At 58.7% G+C, this 25,983-nt stretch carries 27 protein-coding genes and 1 other RNA gene; 12 read left to right on the plus strand and 16 right to left on the minus strand.

The features are described from left to right. Positions 1–4: 4 nt before the first annotated feature. Positions 5–1,933 (minus strand): extracellular solute-binding protein, encoded by a 1,929-nt coding sequence (locus tag JNX03_RS11520; protein WP_203209179.1) that lies wholly within the window; start codon positions 1,931–1,933, stop codon positions 5–7. Positions 1,934–2,087: 154 nt separating this feature from the next. Continuing rightward, entirely contained in the window at positions 2,088–2,588 is a 501-nt protein-coding gene (locus tag JNX03_RS11525; RefSeq protein WP_203209180.1) for a c-type cytochrome, read from the minus strand. Between the two features lie 128 nt (positions 2,589–2,716). Here JNX03_RS11525 and JNX03_RS11530 point away from each other — a divergent pair, with 128 nt between their 5' ends. Continuing rightward, complete coding sequence (locus JNX03_RS11530) at positions 2,717–3,559, plus strand: prephenate dehydratase (RefSeq protein WP_203209181.1); 843 nt, start codon at positions 2,717–2,719, stop codon at positions 3,557–3,559. Positions 3,560–3,562: 3 nt separating this feature from the next. Here the strand turns inward: JNX03_RS11530 and JNX03_RS11535 are convergent, their stop codons facing one another. From JNX03_RS11535 to nudC, 3 genes are read right to left on the minus strand one after another with little or no spacing between them, the layout of a single operon-like run. Further along, entirely contained in the window at positions 3,563–4,363 is an 801-nt protein-coding gene (locus tag JNX03_RS11535) for an endonuclease/exonuclease/phosphatase family protein (protein WP_203209182.1), read from the minus strand. A gap of 45 nt (positions 4,364–4,408) precedes the next feature. Further along, positions 4,409–4,876: an SRPBCC family protein gene (locus JNX03_RS11540; RefSeq protein ID WP_203209183.1), complete on the minus strand. Its 468-nt coding sequence runs from the start codon at positions 4,874–4,876 to the stop codon at positions 4,409–4,411. Between the two features lie 59 nt (positions 4,877–4,935). Continuing rightward, the gene (gene nudC / locus JNX03_RS11545) at positions 4,936–5,904 is read right to left on the minus strand and encodes an NAD(+) diphosphatase (protein ID WP_203209184.1); all 969 of its coding nucleotides are present in this window, start codon (positions 5,902–5,904) and stop codon (positions 4,936–4,938) included. Between the two features lie 191 nt (positions 5,905–6,095). Here nudC and JNX03_RS11550 point away from each other — a divergent pair, with 191 nt between their 5' ends. Next, positions 6,096–7,895 carry a bifunctional metallophosphatase/5'-nucleotidase gene (locus JNX03_RS11550; protein WP_203209185.1) on the plus strand — a complete coding sequence of 600 codons (1,800 nt, stop codon included), beginning with the start codon at positions 6,096–6,098 and terminating at the stop codon, positions 7,893–7,895. A gap of 37 nt (positions 7,896–7,932) precedes the next feature. Then, an RNA gene (ffs, locus tag JNX03_RS11555) (signal recognition particle sRNA small type) lies at positions 7,933–8,030 on the plus strand. A gap of 35 nt (positions 8,031–8,065) precedes the next feature. Here the strand turns inward: ffs and JNX03_RS11560 are convergent. After that, entirely contained in the window at positions 8,066–8,905 is an 840-nt protein-coding gene (locus JNX03_RS11560; protein WP_203209186.1) for an alpha/beta hydrolase family protein, read from the minus strand. A 126-nt stretch (positions 8,906–9,031) separates the two neighbouring features. Here JNX03_RS11560 and JNX03_RS11565 point away from each other — a divergent pair, with 126 nt between their 5' ends. After that, complete coding sequence (locus JNX03_RS11565; RefSeq protein WP_203209187.1) at positions 9,032–9,586, plus strand: TetR/AcrR family transcriptional regulator; 555 nt, start codon at positions 9,032–9,034, stop codon at positions 9,584–9,586. Here the strand turns inward: JNX03_RS11565 and ypfJ are convergent. Then, positions 9,583–10,434, minus strand: coding sequence for a KPN_02809 family neutral zinc metallopeptidase (gene ypfJ / locus JNX03_RS11570; protein ID WP_203209188.1), 852 nt, complete (start codon positions 10,432–10,434; stop codon positions 9,583–9,585). The genes JNX03_RS11565 and ypfJ overlap by 4 nt on opposite strands. A 63-nt stretch (positions 10,435–10,497) precedes the next feature. Here ypfJ and JNX03_RS11575 point away from each other — a divergent pair, with 63 nt between their 5' ends. The 4 genes from JNX03_RS11575 (at position 10,498) to recR (ending at position 13,731) form a co-directional block, all read left to right on the plus strand. Next, complete coding sequence (locus JNX03_RS11575; protein ID WP_203209189.1) at positions 10,498–10,860, plus strand: YidH family protein; 363 nt, start codon at positions 10,498–10,500, stop codon at positions 10,858–10,860. 67 nt (positions 10,861–10,927) lie between these two features. Beyond that, positions 10,928–12,673: a DNA polymerase III subunit gamma/tau gene (locus tag JNX03_RS11580; protein WP_203209190.1), complete on the plus strand. Its 1,746-nt coding sequence runs from the start codon at positions 10,928–10,930 to the stop codon at positions 12,671–12,673. Positions 12,674–12,727: 54 nt separating this feature from the next. Next, the gene (locus tag JNX03_RS11585) at positions 12,728–13,072 is read left to right on the plus strand and encodes a YbaB/EbfC family nucleoid-associated protein (RefSeq protein WP_203209191.1); all 345 of its coding nucleotides are present in this window, start codon (positions 12,728–12,730) and stop codon (positions 13,070–13,072) included. A gap of 65 nt (positions 13,073–13,137) precedes the next feature. Further along, positions 13,138–13,731, plus strand: coding sequence for a recombination mediator RecR (recR, locus tag JNX03_RS11590; protein ID WP_203209192.1), 594 nt, complete (start codon positions 13,138–13,140; stop codon positions 13,729–13,731). Positions 13,732–13,834: 103 nt separating this feature from the next. Here the strand turns inward: recR and JNX03_RS11595 are convergent, their stop codons facing one another. The 3 genes from JNX03_RS11595 to JNX03_RS11605 all read right to left on the minus strand — a co-directional run bounded on the left by JNX03_RS11595 (position 13,835) and on the right by JNX03_RS11605 (position 17,255). After that, positions 13,835–15,013, minus strand: coding sequence for a type III PLP-dependent enzyme (locus tag JNX03_RS11595; RefSeq protein WP_203209193.1), 1,179 nt, complete (start codon positions 15,011–15,013; stop codon positions 13,835–13,837). A gap of 244 nt (positions 15,014–15,257) precedes the next feature. Beyond that, the gene (locus tag JNX03_RS11600; protein WP_203209194.1) at positions 15,258–16,355 is read right to left on the minus strand and encodes an endonuclease/exonuclease/phosphatase family protein; all 1,098 of its coding nucleotides are present in this window, start codon (positions 16,353–16,355) and stop codon (positions 15,258–15,260) included. Positions 16,356–16,481: 126 nt separating this feature from the next. Beyond that, positions 16,482–17,255: a DUF1013 domain-containing protein gene (locus JNX03_RS11605; protein WP_203209195.1), complete on the minus strand. Its 774-nt coding sequence runs from the start codon at positions 17,253–17,255 to the stop codon at positions 16,482–16,484. A gap of 127 nt (positions 17,256–17,382) precedes the next feature. Between JNX03_RS11605 and JNX03_RS11610 the strand changes: the two genes are divergently transcribed. Next, positions 17,383–18,027, plus strand: coding sequence for a ribonuclease T2 family protein (locus JNX03_RS11610; protein ID WP_203209196.1), 645 nt, complete (start codon positions 17,383–17,385; stop codon positions 18,025–18,027). A 279-nt stretch (positions 18,028–18,306) separates the two neighbouring features. Here the strand turns inward: JNX03_RS11610 and JNX03_RS11615 are convergent, their stop codons facing one another. Further along, on the minus strand, positions 18,307–19,293 hold the full coding sequence (locus tag JNX03_RS11615; RefSeq protein WP_203209197.1) for an NAD(P)H-quinone oxidoreductase: 987 nt from the start codon (positions 19,291–19,293) through the stop codon (positions 18,307–18,309). Positions 19,294–19,422: 129 nt separating this feature from the next. On the opposite strand from JNX03_RS11615, the gene JNX03_RS11620 reads away from it, so the two are divergent. Further along, the gene (locus JNX03_RS11620) at positions 19,423–20,661 is read left to right on the plus strand and encodes a class I adenylate-forming enzyme family protein (RefSeq protein WP_203209198.1); all 1,239 of its coding nucleotides are present in this window, start codon (positions 19,423–19,425) and stop codon (positions 20,659–20,661) included. Then, entirely contained in the window at positions 20,658–21,761 is a 1,104-nt protein-coding gene (locus JNX03_RS11625; protein ID WP_203209199.1) for a thiolase family protein, read from the plus strand. Before JNX03_RS11620 ends, JNX03_RS11625 begins: the two co-directional genes overlap by 4 nt. Here JNX03_RS11625 and JNX03_RS11630 read toward each other — a convergent pair. From JNX03_RS11630 to JNX03_RS11645, 4 genes are all read right to left on the minus strand, one after another. Next, entirely contained in the window at positions 21,750–22,295 is a 546-nt protein-coding gene (locus JNX03_RS11630) for a biotin transporter BioY (RefSeq protein ID WP_203209200.1), read from the minus strand. The genes JNX03_RS11625 and JNX03_RS11630 overlap by 12 nt on opposite strands. A gap of 80 nt (positions 22,296–22,375) precedes the next feature. Then, complete coding sequence (locus JNX03_RS11635; RefSeq protein ID WP_203209201.1) at positions 22,376–22,972, minus strand: energy-coupling factor transporter transmembrane component T family protein; 597 nt, start codon at positions 22,970–22,972, stop codon at positions 22,376–22,378. After that, positions 22,947–23,681 (minus strand): energy-coupling factor ABC transporter ATP-binding protein, encoded by a 735-nt coding sequence (locus JNX03_RS11640; RefSeq protein WP_203209202.1) that lies wholly within the window; start codon positions 23,679–23,681, stop codon positions 22,947–22,949. The genes JNX03_RS11635 and JNX03_RS11640 overlap by 26 nt, the downstream gene beginning before the upstream one ends. A gap of 87 nt (positions 23,682–23,768) precedes the next feature. Further along, entirely contained in the window at positions 23,769–24,467 is a 699-nt protein-coding gene (locus JNX03_RS11645) for a COQ9 family protein (protein WP_203209203.1), read from the minus strand. A 114-nt stretch (positions 24,468–24,581) separates the two neighbouring features. On the opposite strand from JNX03_RS11645, the gene rpsU reads away from it, so the two are divergent. Further along, entirely contained in the window at positions 24,582–24,788 is a 207-nt protein-coding gene (rpsU, locus tag JNX03_RS11650) for a 30S ribosomal protein S21 (RefSeq protein WP_007118112.1), read from the plus strand. Between the two features lie 88 nt (positions 24,789–24,876). On the opposite strand, the gene JNX03_RS11655 is transcribed toward rpsU, so the two are convergent. Continuing rightward, positions 24,877–25,839, minus strand: a complete 963-nt coding sequence (locus JNX03_RS11655) for an HWE histidine kinase domain-containing protein (protein WP_203209204.1) — start codon at positions 25,837–25,839, stop codon at positions 24,877–24,879. Positions 25,840–25,983 lie beyond the last annotated feature (144 nt).

Below are 25,983 nucleotides of genomic sequence, written 5' to 3' on the forward strand. Positions count from 1 at the left end.
CGGCTTACCTCAATGCACCAGAGGCGCGCAATGCAGCGGCTTTTTCCGGGTTGTACCACCAAAAATCAAGATAGCCCAAACCATAGGCTGGGATCTCTTCGGGATGTTCGTACTGGTCGTAGTAGGCCACCCAATGACTGTCGTTGTACCAGACCGGGATCATGATCAACTCTTGGCGCAAGGCGCGGTCGATGGCCATCATCGCGGCGGTTTCTTCCTCGCGGGTTTGGGCCGCCAGCGACACTTCGATCAACTCATCCACCAGTTTGCTGGCCACGCCCGCCGGGTTGAACAAGGAATAGCTTGCCGCTTCGGACCCGAAGTATTGGGCCAATCCGGTGCCGGTACCCAAAAAGGCAGGATAGCTATCATAGATCAGATCATAATCGCGATCACGCTCGCGGGCGGTGTATTGCGAACTGTCGACTTTCTCCAACTTGGCGTCGATGCCAAACGCCTGAAGGTTTGACACAAAATTCTCGATCACCGCCGTAATGGTGGCGGAACTGGCGGAGTTGAACAGAAAATTGAGTGACAGCGGCTCCCCTTCCGCATTGACCCGCTTGCCATCCTTTATCGTCCATCCAGCCTCTTCCAGAAGCTTGCCAGCGCGGCGGGCATTGCGCCGGTCAAACAACCGGTCCCCTTTGGAGGTATGCGGCACGCGCACCTCCTCGCTTAGCATCTCTGGCGGGACCAGATCGCCGAGTTTCTGCAATAACGCCAATTCAGCCCCTTCGGGTTTGCCTTGGGCCATCAGCGGCGTGTCTTGTGAAAAAGAGGCCCGTTGCTTGAACAACCCGTATTGCAGCGATTCATTGGTCCATTCAAAGTTGAACGCCAAAGAGATCGCCTCACGCACGCGTTTATCCTGCAAGTTCTCGCTCGCCAGATTAAAAATGATCCCGCTGGAGCTCGGCGGCTGACCGTCTGGCAGCTCTTTCTTGACCACCTGACCCCGTTCGACTTTGGGGAAGTCATAGCCCGCCGCCCATTTCTTGGAATCGGACTCGCGGCGGAAGGTGTATTCACCTGCTTTGAACGCTTCAAACGACGCGGTGTCATCGCTGAATATCTCAAGGCGGATGGTGTCAAAATTGTTTCGGCCCTGATTGATCGGCAGGTCTTTGCCCCAATAATCGGGGTTCCGCTCAAGCACGATCCGCCGGGTCAGATCGATATCCTTTATCACATAAGGCCCAGAACCGGGCGGCGATGTGAGCCATGAATCCTTCAGGCCGACACCATTTTTCTCCATCCATTCTTTGGGCCAAGCCGGCACGCCGCCGACCTGCTCAATCAAGCTGCGGCGCGAGATACCGTCGGCAAAGTAGAACTTGATGGTGTGGTCGTCGATCACCTCAACCTTGGGAATGCGTTTGCGCACGGCATCAGCATAGGATTTTAGCCCCTCATCAAGCAGCAGATTGTGGGAAAATGCGATGTCATGCGCCGTTACTGGTGCGCCATCGGAAAATCGCGCCTCGGGTCGCATACGGAAGATAACCCATGATTTGTCTTCGGGGTACTCCACAGACTCGCACAGCAGGCAGTAAGCTTCGGAGTATTGATCGGCAGGCAATCCATCCGAGGGCGCCTCTCCCAAAAGGCTTTCATAGCCAAAGACTGAGAACAGATGCGCCCGACCTTTGCCGGAATAGGGGTTCATCGAATCCAGCGAGCCAACAAATGCAATGGCAATTTCGCCGCCCTTGGGGGCGTCTGGGTTCACATAGTCAAAATGCGGGTAATCAGCCGGATAGGACAGATCGCCATAAAAGGAATAACCATGGCTGACCGTGGTGCCGGTATCCTGTGCCCGGACCGCCCCGGCCATGATGACGCCGATCCCAAGTGACAACAGCGCAGTCCAGTTCATCCAACTTTTCATTGGCAGGGTTCGGGCGGCGGTCCGGGTCTTGGGTCTGGTCATCAGGCGCATCCTCTTGATCGCAATTCACGTTTGTCGCTTGATGTAAGCTAAAGGGCGGCCATGCCAAGATACAAGTTGCGATTATGTTATCGGCCGCCCATCGCACAAAAAAGGCCGCCCATTGGGCGGCCTCTCATCCCGGTATGGGATCAAATCAGTTTGCGATGCTTTGCAGGTAGGCAATCACGTCCGCGCGGTCTGCTGGTTTTTTCAAACCGGCGAAACCCATTGTGGTGCCAGGCGCATAGCCTTTGGGGTTTTCAAGAAAACCGCTCAGATTTTCCGGGGTCCATGCGCCGTCCAGACCTGTCAAGGCGCCGGAGTACCCAAAACCATCAACAGAGGCGATGTCGCGATCCACAACGGCATAGAGGTGCGGACCAACTGCATTCGCGCCATCTTCGACCTTGTGACAGGCCGTGCATTTCCTGAACACCTTCTCGCCCTTGCCGGCATCGGCTTCGGCCATCATGGCGACAAAGTCGATTTCTTCTTCGGGTTCAGCGTCGCCACCGGCAACCTCAATCACATAGGACTGTTCGCCATGCGCTTCGGCATGATAAATCTCTTCGGCTGCCCATTTGCCCAGAAGCAGGATCAGCCACGCGCCAAACAGGCCGCCGGCAATTTTGGTCAGTGTCATTGTATCGAACATGGCATAGGTCCAGTGTTTTGGTATCAAGCGTCGTTTTGCGCGTATCTATTGCTTTCCCTTGTCGCAAGCAAGGTGTAGTTACCGCGACCATTCGCCCATCCTCCGATATTTTACAACGGATTGCGTTCATGAGTGCAAAAACCACCCCCCGTATCGCCTTTCAAGGTGCCTTGGGTGCCTATAGCCACGAGGCCTGTCTGCAGGCCCGGCCAGAGATGATTCCCGTGCCCTGCCTGACCTTCGAAGAGGTGATCCGCGCGGTAAAAGAAGGTCATGCCGATCTGGCGATGTTACCGGTGGAGAACACGACCTACGGACGGGTCGCCGATATTCACAGGTTGCTACCCGAAAGTGGCCTGCACATCGTCGGAGAGGCCTTTGTCCGCGTGCGCATTGCGCTGATGGCCAAGCCGGGAGTGAAGCTGGAGGACATCAAACATGTCCGCGCCCATCTGGTGTTGCTGCCGCAGGCCCGGACCTTCTTGAATGCGCATGGCATCACATCAGAGCCCGCCGCCGACAGCGCAGGCGCAGCAGCGGATCTGGCAGCCTCCGATTGCATGACCGAAGGGGTTCTGGCCAGTGAGGTTGCGGCGGAGATTCACGGACTTGAGGTTCTGGCGCGGGATATTGAGGATCTTGACCACAACACCACGCGCTTCTTGCTGATGTCGCCGGAAATCGATGAAACACGCCGCAGTGAAAAGATGCTGACCACGTTCATTTTTGAGGTCCGCAACATCCCTGCTGCGCTTTACAAAGGCATGGGCGGTTTCGCGACCAATGGCGTCAACATGACCAAGCTGGAAAGCTATATGGTGGGCGGCTCTTTCACGGCCACCCAGTTCTATGCCGACATCGAAGGCCACCCCGAGGATCCGCCCGTGCGCCGTGCGTTGGAGGAATTGGATTACTTTACCAATATGCTGGAAATCCTTGGGGTATATCCTGCTGACGCGGATCGGGGCTGAGGGTCAAAGGCGCAGAACCAGCGGACAATGATCCGAGACTTCTGGCGTGTAGATCACATCAAAGTCTGCCCTCCCACCCAAACCGCGCACCAACATGTAATCAGCGAACCGGCCCGGTTTGAGATATTGTGCGGTGCGGGTGCCGGGGAAATTGCCGGAAGTCACCAGTTCTTCAAATCCGGCTTTGCGCATCAAGGCCAACGTTTCGCTGTCCGGTTCAACGTTGAAATCGCCGCAGATCACTGCGATGTCATCCGCCCGCGCCACGCTGTCAAACAGCGCCAGCATTGATCGCGCCTGCGCCCTGCGTTCGACGGTGTCCATCTTGCCGCGCAAATCGCGCAACCCGTGCATATGCCCAACCGTCACGCTGCGCCCGGTTTCGTGATCATGGACCCGCACCACATGGGCGCTGCGCGATCTGGGATGATCACCGTAACCATCTGTGCCGTAAGATTTGTGAACGAACCCCTGCGCCTGACCGATCACCGGCAAATCCCGGCTGACAAAGGTCGCCAGCCCCCATTGTGACGGCACCGAAATGTCGCCATCCCACAACACGCCCTGCGCAGCCGGGCAAAAGCTGGCAGCATGTGTGGGCAGCACCGCACAAACATCCCCAAAGAAATTCGCCCGCTGCGGCAAGACATGATCCCCGTCGCGGTAGGTCAGTTCAGGTTTTGAAGACCGCGGGCTGTGCACCACTTCCTGCAGACAAAGGATATCGGGCTGTTCACGTTGCAGGTAAGGCAAAAGCACATCGTGCATCTTGCCGCCCCAGCCGTTCAGACACATGATTTTCATCGGCACGGCCCTCAGTTCGTCGATGCAAGTTACGGCGATAGCGCCTCAGGCCTGCTTAAGATACCGTTCTTCCATCGTGGTGGCATAATCAGCCACGCGCAGTTTGTATTTCTTGGTCAGGGACGCTTTGGCGAGTTTGAGAGATTGCACAAACAGACGTGCGCTGAGGTTCTTCGGCTTTATTTCAAGTTCAACCCTGATACGGGTCCGGGAGCGGGACAATGCAATTAGTTCAAACCGCATTTCTCCGATAAGCCCGGGTGACGTGCTGTGGATGACCATCTCGTTTGGACGATCAAACTGCACCATCTCGACCTGCAATTCGCGGCGTTTGCCGCGCAGTTCAAACACCGCGTGCCATTGCATTCCGATACCGGGATCGTCCAGACGATCCACGCGCCGCACATCCGCACCGCGCCGCATTGCCGCCCGTTCAAAGCTTTCAAAGTCGCACAACATCGCAAAAACTGCATCAATCGGAGCTTCGAGGTCTTCTCGTGTTGAAAACTTCATCGGTCTGCCTTGTCTCTTCGTCAACTTGTCTGCGTTAACGTTCGTTTAACACATTCACCTCAATCCAGCGTATCCGCAAGCCAATTTTTCAGCAGGAAATGTGCGATTGCGCCCTTACGCGCGGGCAGCAGCTTGGGGTGGTTTCCGGCAAAGACGTCCACCATATCTTCGCGGCTGACCCAAAGCGCATCTTCGATTTCCACCGGATCAATGGTGATCTTGTCGTCAAGGGCCTCACCTTGGCATCCAAACATTAACGAAGCCGGAAAAGGCCAGGGTTGGCTTGCCAAATAGCTGACCGGACCAACCGGCACGCCCGCCTCTTCGAACACCTCGCGGCGCACAGCGGCCTCAAGCGTTTCGCCTGGCTCCACAAATCCTGCTAGCAGCGAATACATCCCTTCGGGCCAGCCGGGCGAACGCCCCATCAACACCGAATTGCCATGGGTGATCAGCATGATCACAACCGGATCGGTACGCGGGAAATGCGAGGCATTGCAAGCCGGGCATGTCCGTTGCCAACCGCCGTGCGTGATATCAGAGGCCACACCGCAAACCGCGCAGAACCCGTGGATGTCATGCCAGCCGATGATCGCCTTGCCGGTCGCGGCCAGTTCCGCATCACGGGGGGACAGCCAAGTCATAACGCGCCGCAATTCATAAAAACCCATCGTGTCCGGTAGAGCCGGATGGCGCTGCTCTGACGGGTCAAGGAACGCGCCCAAAGACGCCTCATCAAGACCCTCGGGCAACCAGGGCGAGAGGTCAAACGCAAACCGCGGACCGCCATTTTCGCGTCCCAAAAGGATCGGGTCGGCCTCTGCTTCGTTCAAAATTACGTGATCCATCGGCAGCCGCACCAATTGGGAAGGCCGTTCGGGGGAGATCAAGACCTTGCCTCGCCAAAACAGGATCGCACGGGCATCAGGATGCTGGCGCGCTTCGGTCAAGGCTTTGGGATCACTGCGAATTTCGCCTGCACGATCCAATGCGGACCCTCCAAAGGTCACCTGCTCTGCATGCTTCATACCGTGCTCCTGCTGACAATTACGCTGCTCGGATACAGGAATGCACCATGGTCACCGCGAGGGCAATCGGATGCTGTCACTTGACGAAGTTGTGACACCTATGCGAACTCAATCATTAGTAGACTGAGTCAACTATCTATACCGTTAGGCATGTATTGACAGCTTTTGACACATTATTCTCCGGACCGCCCTTGGGCCCGGATGACCACAAGGGCAGATCGGTCGGGCTCAGGATTCTGGCGACCACGGATCTGCATTTGCAACTGCACGGATATGACTACCACGCAGACCGGCAGGGCCCGCATTTCGGCCTCGCGGGGCTTGCGCCGCAAATCACGACCGCCCGCGAGGAGGCAGAGCGGATGGGAATGGCCTGCGTCCTGCTCGACAACGGTGATTTCCTTCAAGGCGGCGCGATGGGTACATGGCTGGCCAACCGGCCCGTGACCGCCGCGCATCCGCTGGTCAAAACAATGAACACCATCGGGTACGACGCCATCGGGTTGGGCAACCACGATCTGGATTTTGGCTTGCCCTATCTCAACGCGCTGGCGGAGCATCTGAATATGCCACTGGTCGCCAGCAATCTGCGGGGGCCAACGACATCCGCCCTTTACCGCAGTGCGATCGTCTCTGCCCGGCTCCCCTCGCACGGAACACCCCCGGCCGCGGCGCTGCGGGTTGGGGTGATCTCTGTCCTGCCGCGCGGTACGGATCAATGGAATGCCAACGTTCTGTCAGGGCAAGCCACGGTACAAGACTATCACAAAGCGGTTGAACGGGCCGCGCCCGCCCTGCGCAGTGCCGGGGCGCACGTGGTTGTCCTTCTCGCGCATATGGGCAGGCAAGAGTTCCACACAGGGACCGCATCAGACCCCGCATTGGCATCCCTCAGGGGCATCGATGCGATCGTTTTGGGACACACTCACGAAAGCTTTCCACTGTCAAAAAGCGCCTGTAGCCCCAACAGTCCTGCGGGCCGCATTGCAGGTCGTCCCGCGATCATGCCCGGACATCACGGATCTCATCTGGGCGTGCTGGACATCACCTTGCAAGCGGGCAGCGACAACCAGTGGCGCGTCTGCGCCCATCAAGCCGAATTGCGAGAAAACACATCAAGGCCCTGCGAAAAACTCCTGTCCGCCTCTGCGCAGGCGCACGGTCTGGTCCAGCGTCACTTGAGACAGCCGGTAGGGCGCCTTCAACGCCGAATGCACAATTACTTTTCCTTTGCCGCGCCCACACAGATATGCGCCCTGCTCGCACAGGCCAAAAGGGCCGCCATTTTGGACCAGATTCGCGGCACCGCAAATGCGGCTTTGCCCCTTGCCATTGCTGTCTCTGCCCAAACCGCGGGTGGGCGCAACGGCGCTGACAACTTTGTTGAGGTTGCGCCCGGCCCCTTTCTCCGGCGTGATCTCAACGCGCCTTGCCCCCATGACAATGAAATCTGGGCGCTTCGTGTGACGGGCCGCGAAATTCGCGGGTGGCTCGAACAGGCGGCGGCGGTGTTTCAGCGCTTGCAAGCATGCGAACCCGATCAGAACCTGCTGCATCCCGGCACGGCACCCTTTCACTTTCTTACCCTTTATGGTCTGCGTTATGAGATTGATCCGACAAAGCCCTTGGGCGCACGCATCAGCGATTTACGCTGCGATCAGGGGCCATTGGCGCCAAAAGATTCTGTCGTGCTGGTCACAGACCATTTTCGCGCCGGTGGTGGCGGAGGATATCCGGCACTTGATCCAAAGAACGTGATCCTGCGCCATGCCGCCAATCTGCACGCCGCAGTTCAAGATAGTCTTACCGGCAACATTCTGGAAGAGGATCCCTTGGTCAGGCCTTGGAAGCTCAAGCCATCCCAAAGCGTGAAAGCGATTCTGAATACATCACCAAGGGCGCGCCTCCACTTGCAAGACATCGCTCATCTCAAGCCAGAGGACTGCGGGACAAGTGAAGATGGCTTTGCAAAAATACGCCTGTCGCTCTGATGCTTGCGCTTGGTGCGGCGGCGTCCTATATGAGCGGTGAGAGGTTGGTGCGGGCAGGCGCCTCGCCAACCCGGTCAGATCCGGAAGGAAGCAGCCGTAACGAGTCCCGCTTGGGTCGTTATCAATCTCTCACCTGATGCAACGGTCCCAAGTGGGCCGCGCATTCCGGCTCATCGTAAAATCTGATCCCAAACCGCTCGGTTCTTTCGGGAAAACGCGCCGATATGACCAACGGCTTCGAGGCCAAGCGCCGCTGGCGTAATCACGGTGACATCGGCATCGGTTTTGCCATAATCCCGCGCCAGCCGTTTCACACAATGCGGCGGCATCATTACGTCGTCTTCAAAGGCGATGAATTTGACCTCGGTCGCGGGTTGGTTCCAGTTGATCGCAGGCAAGGTCTGGCCGGCCTCATCGCCAAAGGTGTTTTTGGAAGTGCACCAATGCCGCCATTGCCAATAGGCCGGTCCCGGCAGATCCTCCCCAATGCCAAGCAGTTTGCCCGGAATATATCCAAACAGCGCCGCCATCATTGGCCCCAGGCCAAACCAGAACATAAGCGCCTGTGCGCGGTAAGGCCAAGGATGATCGGAGTGGCTGACATTGCCGGAAGCCACACAGATCACGCGATCAATACCGCTCGTGTCCTGCTGTAACGGCAGTGTCATGGCACCAAGGGAATGACCAATTGTCCAGAATGCCAGTTCAGGGAAATTTCGCCGCACATAGGCGCGGGCGGCTTGCTGATCTTGCAACCCCCAGTCGGCCATCGAAGCGGTCGATTTGCGTACAGATCCACGCCCGGACCGCCCCATATCGCGGTAGTCATAGGTGAACACGACAAAGCCATGCTCTTGTGCAGCATATTCGGCAAAGGCCCGATAAAATGTTTGCGGTACGCCCGTAGCGCCATTGATCACCAGCGCGCCGCGTGCGGCCCCCGATGGCAAGAAAAACTCGCCAATCAATTCAGCTCCATCTTTGGTCTTGAAGACCTCAACCTTCTTCATCGGGCCCCTCAAATGGGCATATGTCGCGCCGTCTGCCATGCTGTTTCTCCACAGAATACAGGCTAGACCAATCGGTCCAATTGATTCCATCTGGACCAATCGGTCTAGTTGTGTCAAGAAGGAAAAATGACCAAACGCGCACTCTCCACCAAGGATCGATTGATACGATCTGCCGCCAACCTGTTTCGGGTGCGCGGGTATCATGGGGTCGGACTGAACGATCTTTTGGCCCATGCAAATGCGCCCAAGGGTTCGCTTTACCATCATTTTCCTGATGGAAAACCGGACCTTGCCAAGGCGGCGGCGATCTGGGCCTCCGATGAAATGCTGCGGCTTATCGCCGTCAGCTTTGAGGAGGCAAAAACCTTTGAGGACGGCATGACAACGCTGTGTCACAAACTGGCGAAATTGTTTGACCTTGCCGGCCGATGGGATGGTTGCCCGATCTCGTCCACCCTATTCGAAGGGCCGGACAACGAAGATTTTCGTGCCTGCGCCGAGCAGTTGTTCAACGGCTGGATTGCCGAAGGGGCAGAGGCGGCGGAACGTCTGGGTGATGCGCCCGACGAGGCCCGCCGCAAATCGGAACGCATGTTTATCATGGTGCAGGGCGGCTGGACGCTTGCCCGCGCCCGCCGGTCCTCCGATGTGCTGCGCGAATTGCCCGGTTTGCTCAACTAAAGCCGTGCGGCGGCGAAGGTATCACATTGCCCGATATCACCGCTTTCATAGCCCCGCGCAAACCAACGCGCCCGCTGTTCTGAGGTGCCATGGGTAAAGGTATGCGGCTGCGGGACACGCCCGGCCTGTCTTTGCAAATGGTCATCGCCGATCTTGCGCGCCGCATTCAGCGCCTCTTGCAAATCGCCCTTTTCCATCAACCCCTGCACATTGGTGGCCCAAATACCCGAGAGACAATCGGCCATCAGCTCCAGCCGGACGGTCAGGGCATTGGCTTCGACCTTACTGGCTTGCTGCCGCGCGGCGTTGACCTTGGGCAAGATGCCGAGCTGGTTCTGCACGTGATGCGCCACCTCATGGGCGATCACATAGGCCGCGGCAAAATCACCGCCCGCCCCCATACGTTGATCCAACAATGTGAAAAAGCTGGTGTCCAGATAAGCCTTGTTGTCCGCCGGACAGTAGAACGGCCCCGTGGCGCCCGATGCACCGCCACACGGGCTTTGTGTAACGCCGGAAAACACGACCAGCTTTGGTGGTTGATATTGGCGGTTGAGCTGCTGCGCAAAGATATTGGTCCAGACATCTTCGGTGGTGGCCAAAACCTGCGCTGAGAATTGGGTTGCGCGACTGTCGGCGTCAGACACGGGCGCAGTTTGCTGCGTTTGAACGGTGCCGCCGCCTTGCAGGAGAGGGCTCACATCAATACCGGTGAAATATCCGATTGCAAGAACCGCAATGACACCCACAAGGCCAAGCCCACCAGCACGGCCACCGCGTCCACCGCCCCTGCGTCCCCCGCTGCGCACTTCTACATTTCTGCTGCGCCGAATACCTCTCAACCGCATGACACCACCCCTTTTTGCAACGGCACTATTGTCAGCCGAACGCATCAGCCACACAATAGTTCAATGAACGATAGCAATGAAATGGCAAAAGACCGGACAGATTGGGCCGAAGACCGCACCATTCTGGCGAACGAACGCACTTTTGCAGGCTGGATGCGCACAGGCATGGCGTCATTGGCCATCGCTGTGGGGCTCAAGGCGGTGTTTGGCGCATTTGACCCCACATGGCTGGCCAAGTCGGTCGCATCGGTGTTTGTCCTGATCGCGATCTATATTTTCTGGGCCGCGCAGCAGCAAAGCCGCCGCACCCTCGACCGGCTCAGCGAACATCAGGCCGCCTCACAACCCCACAGCCGAATGCGCAACCTTGCCATCGCCTTCATCGGCGGGTCGATTGCGACGGGCGCGATCCTCTGGACACTGTGAGGGTGGTGGACGCCGCGCGGCGGAACGCCTAGTTTAACACCTTGACCGAATCCGCCGCAGGAACACCATGACCGCACCCACAGCCTACCGCGTGCTGGCCCGCAAATACCGGCCCGAAACCTTTGTCGATCTGGTCGGCCAGGACGCCATGGTGCGCACCCTCAAGAATGCCTTCGAGGCGGATCGCATTGCCCAAGCCTTTGTAATGACAGGCATTCGCGGCACCGGCAAAACCACAACCGCGCGGATCATCGCCAAAGGCATGAACTGTATCGGCCCCGATGGCACCGGCGGCCCAACCACCGAACCCTGCGGCGTTTGCGAGCATTGCACCGCAATCATGGAGGGGCGCCATGTTGACGTGATGGAAATGGACGCCGCCTCTAATACCGGCGTCGCCAACATCCGCGAAATTATCGACAGCGTGCATTACCGCGCCGCATCGGCCCGTTACAAAGTCTACATCATCGACGAAGTTCACATGCTGTCCACAGGTGCGTTCAACGCCTTGCTCAAGACGCTGGAAGAACCGCCCGAGCACGTCAAATTCATCTTTGCGACCACCGAGATTCGCAAAGTGCCGGTCACGGTGCTGTCGCGGTGCCAGAGGTTTGACCTGCGCCGGATCGAGCCCGAAGTCATGATCGAAATGCTGCGCCGGATTGCAAACGGCGAAGAGGCCCAGATCACGGATGATGCGCTGGCCCTGATCACCCGCGCCGCCGAAGGATCCGCGCGGGATGCGACCTCCCTTCTTGATCAGGCAATCAGCCACGGCGCCGGAGAAACCACCGCTGATCAGGTGCGGGCCATGCTGGGTCTGGCCGACCGGGGCCGGGTGCTCGATCTGTTTGACATGATCTTGCGCGGGGATGCCGCCGCCGCCCTGACCGAACTGAGCGGCCAATATGCCGATGGCGCCGACCCGATGGCGGTGCTGCGCGATCTGGCCGAGATCACCCACTGGATTTCGGTGGTGAAAATCACACCAGAGGCCGCCGAAGACCCAACCGTATCCCCCGAAGAGCGCAATCGCGGCACCCAGATGGCTGAGGCCCTGCCGATGCGGGTGCTGACGCGGCTCTGGCAGATGCTGCTCAAGGCGCTGGATGAAGTCGCGGCGGCCCCCAACGCGATGATGGCCGCAGAAATGGCGATTATCCGATTGACTCACGTGGCCGATCTGCCCTCCCCCGAGGAACTCGTGCGCAAGTTGCAAAACACCACGCCCCCCCCCGCCCCTTCGGCCGGCGGATACGGCGGCGGCATGGCCCCCTCAGGCGGTGCGCCCATGGCCCAATCAGGCCGGACCGCGCCATCCGGTGGTGGCGGCGGCAGCCCGGTTACGGCCTTGGCGACGGATACCGACGCGGCATTGGCGCGTTTTCCGACCTTTCACCATGTCGTCGAGCTGATCCGCGCCAACCGCGATGTGAAACTGCTGGTCGAGGTGGAAACCTCCCTGCGTCTGGTCGCCTACCAGCCCGGTCGCATCGAATTTACCCCAACCGACAATGCCCCGCGCGATCTGGCACAGCGCCTTGGCGCAAAGCTTCAGCAATGGACAGGCAACCGCTGGGCCGTGACTGTGGTGAACGATGGCGACAGCGAGACCATTGCCGAAGTTCGGGACGCCAAAGACCGCGCCCTGCGGCAAGAGGCCGAAGATCACCCCCTGATGCAGGCCGTTCTAGCGCAATTCCCCAAGGCAAAGATCACCGCGATCCGCACCCCCGAAGACATCGCAGCCGCCGCTGTTCAGGAGGCATTGCCGGAAGTCGAAGACGAATGGGATCCCTTCGAGGAGGATTGATTCCCCCTTCTCAGGGCCACATATAGATCCGAACAACACCCAAAGGAGAGAGCAATGCTCAAAGGACTAGGCGCACTTGGCGATATGGCCGGGATGATGAAAAAAGCACAGGAAATGCAGGGCAAGATGGCCCAACTGCAAGACGACATGCACAACATCATGGTCACCGGCGAAAGTGGTGCGGGTCTGGTCAAAGCGGTCTGCTCTGCCAAGGGCGAGCTGAAATCGCTCGACATCGACCCGTCGATCTTCAATGGCGATGACAAAGAGGTGGTCGAGGATCTGATCCTCGCGGCTATCAAAGACGCCCAGGCCAAAGCCTCTGACAAGGCGCAGGCCGAAATGGCGAAATTGACCGAAGGCATGGGCCTGCCCGCCGATATGAAACTGCCGTTCTGACAATGCGGCCGCTGCTTCATTTGGAAAAATAAACTCAACCCTTCCCGCGCAACAGGTGCCTCCCTTTGAGCTCAACCCGCGACATCGACAACCTGATCGAGATGATGGCCAAGCTCCCGGGGCTTGGCCCGCGATCGGCGCGGCGGGCGGTTTTGCATCTGATCCGAAAACGTGCCCTGTTGCTGACGCCCTTGTCGGACCTGATGCAGACGGTCGCGGCCACGGCACGGGAATGTCTGAACTGCGGCAATATTGGCACTGAGGACATCTGCGATATCTGCACCTCTGAAAAACGCGCCAATGGAGAGTTATGCGTGGTCGAAGACGTGGCCGATCTATGGGCGATGGAGCGGTCAGGCGTGTTCAAAGGGCGCTATCATGTTCTGGGCGGCACATTGTCTGCGCTGGATGCCATCGGCCCGCAGGAATTGCGCATTCCCCGCCTGATTGACCGCGTCGCGATCGAAGCGGTCAGCGAGGTCATCCTTGCCCTCAACGCCACCATCGACGGCCAGACCACGGCGCATTACATCGCTGATCAACTCGACGGGCAGGTCACACTGACCTCACTGGCGCAGGGCGTGCCCATCGGCGGAGAGCTTGACTACCTCGATGATGGCACGATCACGGCGGCCATGCGCGCACGCAAAAGCCTGTAGCCAGATTTCTTGAAAATTTCCGCCAACCCCAGCAGCCAGCATCAAACAAAATTGGCCGCCTGCCCCTCCCAAGACAGACGGCCATTCCGCGCGATGACAATTGTCAGAGGACAATCACATCCAGCGGCGGAAAACCATTGAACCCGACCGAGCTGTAAGAGCTGGTATAAGCCCCACAGTTGCGAATGACGACCTTGTCACCACAGGCCAGTGCCATTGGCAGATTGATCGGCCGTTTTTCATACAGAATATCGGCACTGTCACAGGACGGTCCAGCAAGAATGCAGGGGCCAGTGTCGCCGCCATCATGTTTGGTCACAAACTGATAACGGATCGCCTCGCCTTCAGTTTCAGCCAGACCAGAGAAACGGCCAATGTCCAGATAGACCCAGCGGTGCAGATCATCCGCAGATTTCCGCGAGACAAGCATCACCTCGGCTGCGATATGCCCCGCCTCGGCCACCAGACCGCGGCCCGGCTCTGCCATCACCTGCGGCACATCGCCAAACCGCGCGGCAACCGCACGCATGACCGAAGCGGCATAGATGCGCGGCGCTTCGACATGCTCGCCGTAGAAGGCCGGAAAACCGCCGCCAAGGTTCAAGAGCTGAAGCTCGTGACCTGCCGCAATCGCCGCTTTCCACAAAGGCGCGATCTGATCCAAAACCGGGTTCCAGAACTCTGCCTTGCGGGTCTGAGATCCAACGTGGAACGACAGACCAAATGGCACAAGACCAACGGCTTTGGCATGATCCAGCAGTGCAGGCAGCGCTGATGCGGCGCAGCCAAACTTTCGGCTCAGCGGCCAATCGGCCAGCGAATTTTCCACGATCAGGCGGATATAGACCCGTGCACCAGGTGCATGGGCGGCAATCTTGTCCAGCTCGGCCTCGGAATCAGCCGCGAACAGGGACACACCAGCGGAATGCGCGAAGGCAATGTCAGAGGCGCGTTTGATTGTATTGCCAAAGGAGATATTGGCCGGCTTGGCCCCTTGCGACAGGCACAGTTCGATTTCGGCGCGGGATGCGGCATCAAAACCAGAACCCTTTTTCACCAACAGGCGGATGATTTCCGGCGCAGGGTTGGCTTTGACAGCATAATGGATATGTGCGCGACCCAAACCCGCGTGCAGCGCATCGTATTGTGCGGCAACGCGATCACGGCTGATCACCAGTGTTGGACGGTCAAAATCATTGGCCGCAATAAATGCAACTGCAGGATCGGCATAGACAGGGGTTGCGGCGCGCAGGGCGCCGGGGAGGGTAGCGTTCATGGTCATCTCCAAAGAGCAAGTGGGGAATAGCCCCATAAGTCGTTTCAAGAGACGTTACCGTCGCTACATAAACGCGGGTCAGTCAGGCCCAAGTTGGGAAAGCTGACCGGCCAGAGGCGCGTGCGTTGGCGTCTGTACGCCGCCATTTACGCCGATTTTGGATTCGCACAATATGGAAAATGCATCGTCACGCATTTTTTGCCGCCATGTCAAAACTGTGTCGCAAAAGTCGCAGGAAGGCTGTTCGATGCTAGCCGTCTTCCCAATCGCTTCCGATGGCCTCCCGGTCACGCTTTTTCTCTTCGGCGATCATCTCTTTGACGTCCTGCTCTTCCTGCGCATCCGCCTGTTCTGGCAGGGTGTCCGGCAGGGCATCTCCAGTCAGGGCCAGAACAAACCACATCGGGAAATGATCCGATCCGATTTTACCAAGCCGCGCCATGTCGATCAGCCTGAACCGCGCATCATGAAACAGATGGTCCAGCGGCCAGCGCATCCAGGGCATCGTCGCACTGAATGTGTTGTAGAACCCGCGCCCGACCCTTGGGTCCAAAAGCCCTGAAAGACGTTGAAACCGCCGGGTGGTGGTGGACCATGCCACATCGTTCAAATCTCCGGTCACGACGGCAGGCAGCAAATCCTCGGCCGCCTCCAACCCGATCAAAGCAATCTCGCTGTCGCGGCCCTTGGTGTCATGAGAGATGATGGGCGGCTCCGGGTGTACGACATAAAGTCGGATCTGTTGCCCGTCCCGCAAGGTCACTTTGGTACGGATGGACGGCACCCCTTCAGTCACCAACTCGCGCACGTCTGTTTCATCCAGTGGCAGCCGCGACATCAGACATAGGCCGTAACTGTTGGCCCGCGGCACCTCGACCCAATGCGGGAACATTCCGCCAAGTGGCCCGCGCAGTGCGGCGATCCACTCCGCATCCACTTCAATGGCCATCAGAACATCTGGCGTTTTTTGCTGTACAAGTGAAATCAGCCGATCATAGGCGCGGTTGGACTGTTTGACATTGGCGGCGAGCAGGCTGATCTGGCGGCCCTTGTCCGCGAGATGCGCCGATGATGCATCAACAGACTGCTTCTTCCAGATCGGGGTAAATTTCGCGATATAGACCAGCTGCACCAGAGCCACCCCCAGCAAAAGCGCCACCCCCACACTGGCAGCAGGCGCCGGCTGAAAAAATATCATGAACGGCAGCAGGACGACCGCCAGCACGAAAAATTGCTCACGCGGGAACGCCAGCCCTCGAATTGTGCCGAAAGGGATCTTGCTGAGCGGCAGCAAGCTCGCGATCACCAAGAACCCCGTCAAACCCCAAAGCACGATTGCGCTGATCATCTTGTCCCTTTCCGCCAGAAGCGGCTGTCACTGCATCACAAACGAAAAAGGGTGCAGGGCCAATGCCCCACACCCTTTATCCAAACACGCAGCGGCCCAATTGGTTCCGCTGGAGCAGCACCGCGATCACGCCTTGGCGTCATCCTCATCATCATCCGCGCCACCTTCGGGCAGGGAAAAGAAGCTGTCGGCATCGGAATAGTCACCTTTGCTCGCATCATCTTCATCCTCGTCATCAACATCGCTGCCAGACAGGGTAAAGGTTTCAAGCCCTTCGATGGCTGTCGGGATCTTCGGCTCTGTATCCATGCCGAGGCTCTGCTCTGTGCTCACCAGCTTGCGGCGCTCGTCATCGCTCATCACTTCGCCATCCGCAGCCTTTTTCGCCGCCGCTTTCTGCACAGCCGCGTCCAGTTCGGACTGCTTGCACAGACCCAAGGCCACAGGGTCAATGGGCTGAATGTTTGAAATGTTCCAGTGCGTCCGCTCGCGAATCGCCTGAATGGTCGGCTTGGTGGTACCCACCAGTTTACTGATCTGGCCATCGCTCAGTTCAGGGTGGAATTTGACCAACCACAGGATCGACGCCGGACGGTCCTGACGTTTCGACAGCGGCGTATAACGCGGCCCGCGGCGCTTTTCTTCACCCTGCGCTGCTGCGTTGAATTTCAACGACAGTTTGTGCAGCGGATTGGCCTGCGCCTCGTCAATCTCATCCTGGGTCAACTGGTTGTTGGCAATGGGATCAAACCCCTTGACGCCCTGCGCCACATCGCCATCCGCGATGCCTTGCACTTCCAGTTCGTGCATACCGACAAAATCAGCAATCTGTTTGAAGCTGATTGTTGTGTTGTCCACCAGCCAAACTGCGGTGGCTTTGGCCATAATCGGTTTTGCCATTGTGATCTCTCCTAAAGTCGCAACTTTCCCGTCGCCTGAAAAGGCTGTCTCGGCGGGCCGAAACGGTCTCCATTGTCGGGGAACTTGCACGCCTTATACTGAGCCATAGCAAATAAGGAAAGACCCAATGCACAAGCTGCTTTTGCCGCTTTCGATCTGGCTGATCACAGCCGCCCTGCCCGCCAGCAGCGAAACAGGCAAGGCCGGGGCGTTTGACTATTACGTCCTCGCGCTCAGCTGGTCACCGAACTGGTGTGTCCGGACAGGCAATGCCCGCAACTCCCCTCAATGCGTCCGAAACAGCGGCCACGGCTGGATCCTGCATGGCCTCTGGCCGCAATATCACCGCGGCTATCCATCGTTCTGCCGCAGCGCAAAGAAACCGCCCTCACGGGGAATGACTGCACAAATGGCCGATATCATGGGCACCAGCGGCCTGGCCTGGCATCAATGGAAGAAACACGGGGTCTGCACCGGACTTTCGGCGGAGGACTACTACAACCTATCGCGCCGCGCCTATCGGCAAGTTAAACGGCCAGCCGTGTTCCGCAAATTGACCCGCACGGTCAAGCTGCCCGCATCGGTGGTCGAAGAAGCCTTCCTCAAAGCCAACCCCGACATGGAACCCGACGGGGTCACCGTGACCTGCAAAGGCGCCCAAATCCAGGAGGTCCGCATTTGTCTGTCCCGCAGCCTTGCGCCGGTGCCATGCGGCCAGGACGTCGTGCGTGACTGCAAAAAGAAAGACGCTCTTTTCGCACCTCTGCAATGAACACTGACGCCCCGCCCGCCGCTTTTTGCGGGACGCTCCGCGGGGAGTATTTATTTGCCAAAAAGGCGTAAGAAACTCTTAACCTTAATGTGGTCAATTCCCGATGCGGTACAGGCGGGAGCGCCGATGACCGCGCCGGAAAGGAAGCGTTGCTTTCGTCCGAAGGGAGGAAAGGACATGAGCCATTCCTCCCTTTTTGGCTCTTAAATATTCCCGCCGGAGGCACGATTTGCGCCTGCGCAAATCCAAACATCGTGCCGCGCGCAGCGCGACCTTTTCTTAACCACCGACGCTGAGCACGATCTTGCCAATATGGCCGCTTGTTTCCATCCGCGCATGGGCCTCTGACGCTTGATCCAGCGGATAACAACTGTCCATCACAGGTGCGACCTGCCCGCTTTCCAACAGTGGCCAGACCTCACTGCGCAAATCTTGCGCAATCCGCGCCTTGGCCAGATCACTTTGCGGGCGCAGGGTTGATCCTGTCATCGTCAACCGCCGGGTCATCAGCGTGGCGAAATTCACCTCCGCCTTGGGCCCTTGCAAGAATGCGATCTGCACCAAACGTCCATCCTCGGCCAAAGCCTTGAGATTGCGCGGAATGTAATCACCGCCGACCATATCAAGGATCAGATCGGCGCCACCCTCGGCCTGCATCACATCCACAAAATCCATATCACGATAGTTGATCGCGGCCTCCGCCCCCAGCCCGGCGCAGGCGGCGCATTTGGCATCCGTACCAGCAGTCGCAAAGACCCGCGCACCTTTCGCATGCGCCAGCTGGATCGCTGTCGTGCCAATCCCGGATGATCCACCATGCACCAAAAACCGTTCACCTGCCTTCAGCCCGCCGCGCATAAACACGTTGGACCAGACCGTGAAAAACGTCTCGGGCAAGCAAGCCGCCTCTTTCATCCCCATGCCCTTTGGCACGGGCAGACAATGCGCCGCAGGGGTCGCCACAAATTCCGCATAACCGCCCCCCGGCAGCAGCGCACAGACCTGATCACCAATGCGCAGATCAGACACCCCTGCACCCAGCGCAACCACCTCGCCTGACGCTTCTAGTCCCGGCAAATCGCTGGCTGTTGGGGGCGGCGCATACATGCCTGCCCGTTGCAGCGCATCTGGCCGGTTCACACCGGCAAAAGCCACCTTCAGCACCACCTGACCGGGGCCTGCCTGCGGCATTGGTCGCTGCGTGGGTTGCAAAACATCCGGGCCGCCGGGTTGGGTAATCTCAATCGCGCGCATTGTGTCGGGCATCAGCTATCCTTTGGGTCTTGGTTCGCGGTCAACATAATGCGCAAACAGGTGATGCACACCCCGATTGTCACGCTTGGCCTTTCGCGCGGCAATTTGATAGGAACACCAGCGAAAGACACAGGCAGCGCAATGACAGACAATCAGCAACGTTTTCGCTGGCATCCCGATGCGCAGCTCTTTGCCGGGGCTTTGCCTGTCCCTAGCACTGGTGTGCGCCCCGCATCCCGGTTTTGCGCCATTGACGCCATAACAACCGCCGATGCCCTCACCGCCCTTGGCGCGGCATTGCAAAGCGGTTCCGGCTTTTGTCTTTACGAGGGCATTGATCCTTCCGGGCTGAGCTCGGAACCGGATCAGTTCATCACGCTTTCAGGCGGCTCGTCCGGCCAGCCAAAGGGCATTCTGCGCCGGCAATCCAGCTGGATCGACAGTTTCGACACGAACGCCCGGCTTTTTGGATATACCGCACAGGACCGGATCGCGGTTCTGGGCCGGTTGAGCCATTCCCTGGCCCTTTATGGTGTGTTGGAATCCTTGCATCTTGGCCTTGACGCATTTGCCCTCGATGCCGTGCCATATCGCAAGCAGGCCGCCATTCTGGCCGCTCGGGACATCAGCATTCTCTACGCCACCCCAACTCAATTGCGCCTGCTGGCGCTTGGCACTGCGACCGAAGGGTTGCCCCACCTCCGGTTGATCCTATGTGGGGGTGGCGCGTTGGATGACAGCACCGCGCAAAGCATTCAAAGCCTTTGCCCCAACGCCGAGATCCGGGTGTTCTATGGCGCGGCCGAAACCAGTTTTATTACACTGTCTGGACCGGACACGCCGCATGCGTCCGTTGGCCAGGCCTATCCCGAAGTGACAATTCAAATCCGTGATCCTGATGGGCAAAAAACCACGCAAATTGGCGAGGTCTGGGTGCGCAGCCCTTACCTATTTGATCGCTACGCCTTGGGCCATGCCGATGACACACAGCTGCGCGATGGCTTCCTCAGTGTTGGGGAAATGGGCCGTCTTGATCGCACCGGCAATCTATACCTGATGGGCCGCAAGACACGGATGTTGCAAATCGCGGATCAGACCGTCTTTCCCGAAGGGATCGAGGCGCAGATCTGCGCTGCGACCCCAATTGCCGCCTGTGCCATCCTGCCGCGTCCCGATCCTGTACGCGGCCACCGTTTGATTGCAGTGCTCGAAGGCCCGGCCAATGCAGATCTGGCCGCCGAAGTGCAACAGCTGTGCCGCGAGCGGTTTGGTCCGTTGATTGCGCCCAAGCAGGTCTTGTTTCACCCCGCGCTGCCGCTGCTTGGCTCGGGGAAAATTGATCTGCCGAAACTGTCGAAATGGGTCGAGGATCAGGCATGACCGGTTTTATTGCCTCCGCCTGCCGCAGCCCAGTTGCCCCGCGCGGCGGCGCATTGTCCGCATTGGCGTTACATGATCTGGCCGCGCCGGTGATCAATGCCGCCCTGCGCGAGGCTGGATTGGCCCCGCAAGACGTAGACGAGGTGATCTTGAGCAACGCCTTGGGCGGCGGCGGCAACCCTGCCCGCATCGCCGCGCTGGCGGCTGGCCTGCCGGAACACGTCGCGGGGCTCAGCACGGACCGGCAATGTGCCGGTGGTCTCGACGCGATCCTGCTGGCCGCGATGATGGTGCAAAGCGGCCTTGCCGATGTGGTTGTCGCAGGCGGAGCAGAAAGCTATTCGCGCCGCCCTTTACGGCACCAGACCTTTGCCGATGGCCGCGCAGCTGAACCCTATGATCAGGCGCCCTTCACCCCTTGGCCGGACCGCGACCCCGACATGGCAGTTGCTGCGGCGGCGTTGGCCAGATCTCATGGCATCAACAGGCAGGCCCAAGACGACTGGGCCGTGGCCAGCCATGCCAAGGCATTGGCGCGACCGGCGCGATCATCTGAAGTGATCCCTATCGCCGGGTTGCGGTCCGACAGTTTTGCCCGCGCCCTCAGCCCGGCCCTGTGCAAGCGGGCCAAGGTGATTACGGGTGACATCACAGCGGCCAATGCGGCTGTCGCCGCGGATGGCGCAGCGTTCTGTGTGGTGGTTTCGCAGAAAGTTGCGGCGCGGCTGACGTCGCCCTTGGTACGGGTGATTGGCGGAGCCACACGCGGCGGACCGCCAGAGTGCCCCGGCCTTGCCCCTGTGGCCGCCATCCAGACATCTCTGGCCCGCCACGGTCTTGGCGCCGCGGATATCGGCACCGCCGAGATTATGGAGGCCTATGCCGTACAGGCCATCGCTTGCGTGCAAGGGGCGAAACTGGATCCAGCGGTTGTCAACCGTGGCGGCGGCGCCCTGGCGCGAGGGCATCCCATTGGCGCATCAGGTGCGATCAACGCAGTGCGTCTTTACCACGAGTTGATCCGGTCCGGTGGCGGCACCGGCCTTGCCGCAATTGCGGCGGCCGGTGGCCTTGGTACGGCGCTGCTGTTAGGAACGTGAAAGCAGGCTTGCGGGGCGCGCCTTGGCCAGGCCTGCGGTGATGAACCCCGCCAGCACGGCCTTGATCAGATCACCCGGCACAAAGGCCAGGACCAGACCGGAGGCTTCAAGCAGGTCTTTTTTCAGCGCCACCATCAGGCCGCCAATGCCAAAGGCATAAAGCACGACAACACCGCCCAGGATCGACGCCACGCCAGCCGCCCAACCAATCGGCAAAGCGCGGAACTGTTGCATAGCCAGACCCGTGACAAAGGCTGCGATTGGAAACCCGATGACAAAACCTGCGGTGGGGCTTGCAAAGACACCCAGACCGCCCCGGCCGCCCGCCAAAAGCGGCAGACCCAGCGCGACCAGCCCAATGAACAGGAGCGCCGCCAAACCGCCACGCTTGGCGCCCAAAACCGTACCGCATAGCATGACACCCATGCTTTGCGCCGTGATCGGCACACCAAAGGCAAGGTCGAATTTCGGGATCAACCCCAGTGCCGCGATCAGAGCGGCAAAAAGGGCGATAAGCGTGAGGGAACGTTCCATATCAATCCTGTCATTTGCGTTTTGGTGCATGTTGGGCGCAGCGGTAGGGTGCAGGCCTAGTAAGGTCAACCGCTATTGCATCACAGCCCGCCCCGCGCCCGCAAGGCTTCGGCGACATGTTCGGCATCGTCAATGGCCAGAATCGCAAAGGGCGTGATCACCCGCCAGCCCAAACGCCGGGCGGCGCGGGCCTTCCAAGCCAGCGCGAGTGTCTGCCCCTTCTGCGCCAACACCGGCGTGAATCGGACCACCAAGGCAATGGCAAGTTCGATACTGCGGGTTTGCACGCCAAAGCGGCGCAGTGGTGCAGAGAGCCAGCGCACAACCTCAATCATATCGCTGAGCTTGGTGGTCATTGTGACAAGATTTGCCAGACCAACAGCAGTGATCATCCGCACCACGATCACAGCGCCGTTGGCAAAGTCATTTGTGAAATAATGCCAAAGCAAGATGATCACGGCAAACGGCCAAAGCACCCGCAGCCGCCTCATACCGCCTTGGAAAAACGACCACCCCGGCAGCGCGTACATGCACAGCGCGGCGCCGAGAAAGCCAAGATGCCAAACCAGTCCTTCAACCGCGAAAAGCATCACTGTCGCCAAACAAAGCCCCGCGAGCTTGGCCCCAGCGGGCCAGCCGTGCGCCCGTGTTTCAACTGGTGAGGTCAGAGAGATCATCGCCCGCTCCGATCTGGGTCATACGGTCTTGAAAAGCGGGTAAAACCTGCGCAGCTGCGCCAATCAATTCGGTTTTTCCTTGATCAACCCAAAGCACCTCGTCGTATCCAACCAGCACAGCAGGATCATGGGTGATGTGAACCAGCGTCAGATCAATAGCCTCCAAAGTGCGCTGTAAATGCAATGTCGTCGGGATATCCAGCCCCGCAAAAGGCTCATCCAGGATGATCACTTTGGGGCGCATCGCCAGAACCGACATCAGGCACACAAGCTGCCTTTGCCCTTGTGACAACTGATGGATCGCCGCCTTTGCCCAATGGCTCTTTCCAAAATCGGCAAGGGTCTGGGCCACTGCTCGCGCGGCTTCGCTTTTCGGATGGCCTTGTTGCAGCAAGCCAAAGGCGAGCTCTTCTTCGACCGTAGGAAAGATAATCTGATGGTCGGGGTTCTGGAACAAAATTCCGATCACACCCAGCGCCGCCTTACGATCCTTGGCCACATTGATGCCTGCAATACGGACCTGACCGGCGTCCGGCGCGATCAATCCCGCCATGATCCGCGCCAAGGTGGTCTTACCCGATCCATTGCGCCCAACCACACCGATCCTGCGGGCATTGCTGCGCAGATCAATGTCCGACAACACCGGCTTACCCTCCGGGGCAAAGCCGATGGCCTGCATATCTATCAGATGCGCATTGGGGTCAGTCATAGGGATCTAGGGCCGGCTGTTCACTGGCGCACTGCCTAACAGGTCGCGGCCTGAAGTAAAGTGGGCCGCACACCCTGGGCCAAGCCCCTAGTCGCGCGGGGCCGTCCATGAGCCAGGCAAATTCCCTTTGGGAAATCTTGTGGGCGCTTTGATCTGTCCCAGAACCCAGTTTGGACCAGCCAACAATTTGCTCAGCGTCGGGCTTTGACGCACCTGCGCTTTGACCTTTTCGATTTGCATTACGTTGTCGATGCGGCGGTCTAGGAAATCCCAGGTGGCCTGATTTCCTTCGCTGGTGTCACCGAGCCAGAACAGCAAGGTAGAGGAATATACCCCCGAGAGCGTAGCCCGCTTTGTATACCAGTTCACATCTTCGGAGGTATCGCCCAGCGCGGTCCAGATTGCATCACATGTCCCCCAGACCAGTTTGGCCCCTTCGGGCGCATGATGCGGCAGCGCAAACAGCGTGGTGCCACGGCGCACGACCTCTTTGTCGGTGGCCACCTCCAAACGCAGCCGCACTGCCCGCGCAATCCGGTCACGAAACCGCAGCGCGTCCAGATCTTCTTCCTTGAGCTGCGCCAGCATCACCGCATCGCCGCGATGATGATAGGCCACTGCCAGATCAACCGCGCCGCGTGGACAGATCGCCCGCGCCACCGTCCGATCAACACCGCTGTCTTTCACGGCGGCGGCAAATGTTGCCTCTGACCAGCCGTCAAAAGGCACATGATCAAGGGCTGCGTTTAACAATTGGGTCTTTGGCTCTGGCTGCGGATCGGTCATCGCGGGCTCCTTTTTGTGCAGGGATGAAAGACTCGACAAACCCAAATGGGCTTGCTATAGGCCGGTTTCCTGCAAATCATTGCAACTTTATCCTAGAAAGGTGGTGACAACCACATGCAGGTTAGTGTTCGCGACAACAATGTCGATCAGGCCCTCCGGGCTCTGAAGAAAAAGCTCCAGCGCGAAGGCGTTTTCCGTGAAATGAAGCTCAAGCAACATTTCGAGAAGCCGTCCGAGAAAAAAGCGCGCGAGAAAGCTGAAGCGATCCGTCGTGCCCGTAAACTGGCACGCAAAAAAGCACAACGCGAAGGGATGATGTAAATCATCCTCAGCATTGGCTGAGAATTAGAACCCCCGCACCATCGTGGTTGCGGGGGTTTTTCTTTGGCTGTGTCGGACATTCGCCGGGTCAATCAGGCCTGTTGATCGTCAACTCGTACCGAAATGTATCACCGTCGAAATGCCGCGTGCCCACGCCATGCAACTGCCGCGGCAGGATCGTGGTCAATAGCATCGTGCCATAGCCGGTTTGCTCTGGACCATCCGATCCGCTGACCCCGGTCTCCTGCCAAGTGAGGGTGACTGTATCCTGACTGTCAACCGCCCAAGAAATGTCCAACTTTCCATCGGGATTGCGGATTGCGCCGTATTTCAGCGAATTGGTGCTCAATTCATGCACTGCCATCGAAACCGCCTGCGCTTCAACCGGCGAGAGCGGCACGTCCGGCCCGGATTTGACAATCCGGTCATGCGCCGAAGCAGCATAAACCTCAAGCTGTTCGTCGATCACCGATTGCAGACCGTCCCGCTGTTCACTGCCGGGCATCAGTTGTTTCTGGATTGTAAAAAACGATTCAAGCCTGCTGTTGAAGCGGTCCATAAAGTCGGGCACATCCGCTGCACTGCGGGCCACCTGCCGCCCGATCGCGCCCACCACGGCAAAGAAATTGCCGATGCGGTGCTGCATTTCGCCCAGCATAGCGTCCTTGAGTTCGCGCAGGTGCACCTGCTCGGTGACATTCTCGCTATATTGGACAAGGTATTTGATGGACCCATCCGCCCCCGGCACAGGTGCATGAGATGCCGTCCACCAGTGTTCAACCAGCTTTCCATCCCTTGCAATCGTGAAAGGAATTTCCTTGAAGACAGGTCGCTCCCCTTCAAACACCTTTTGAAAAATCTCGACCATGGCTTCAACGCGGTCCGGTTCTTCCGGAAAGACGTCAAAAACATATCGTCCGATCAAATCCGCCTTAGCCTTTGACACCATCGTGAGATAGGCATCATTGGCCGTGACAAAATGCAACTGCCGGTCCAACACCATCATTGGAACGGGCGCATCCATCAAAATCGCTTCGAAGTTCAGGGGCATTCGCACTGTCCTTGTTACCCGGAGCGGACAATCGGCTTGGCGCATGACATGTTCAGCGGGTCAGCAAGATACGTCCAAAGACGTGTTTACCCACCACCGATTTGCTTGGCTACAAAAATAAGCGATTGCGCGGGCCACTTTGGG

This window comes from Sulfitobacter mediterraneus, assembly GCF_016801775.1.
Classification (GTDB): domain Bacteria; phylum Pseudomonadota; class Alphaproteobacteria; order Rhodobacterales; family Rhodobacteraceae; genus Sulfitobacter; species Sulfitobacter mediterraneus_A.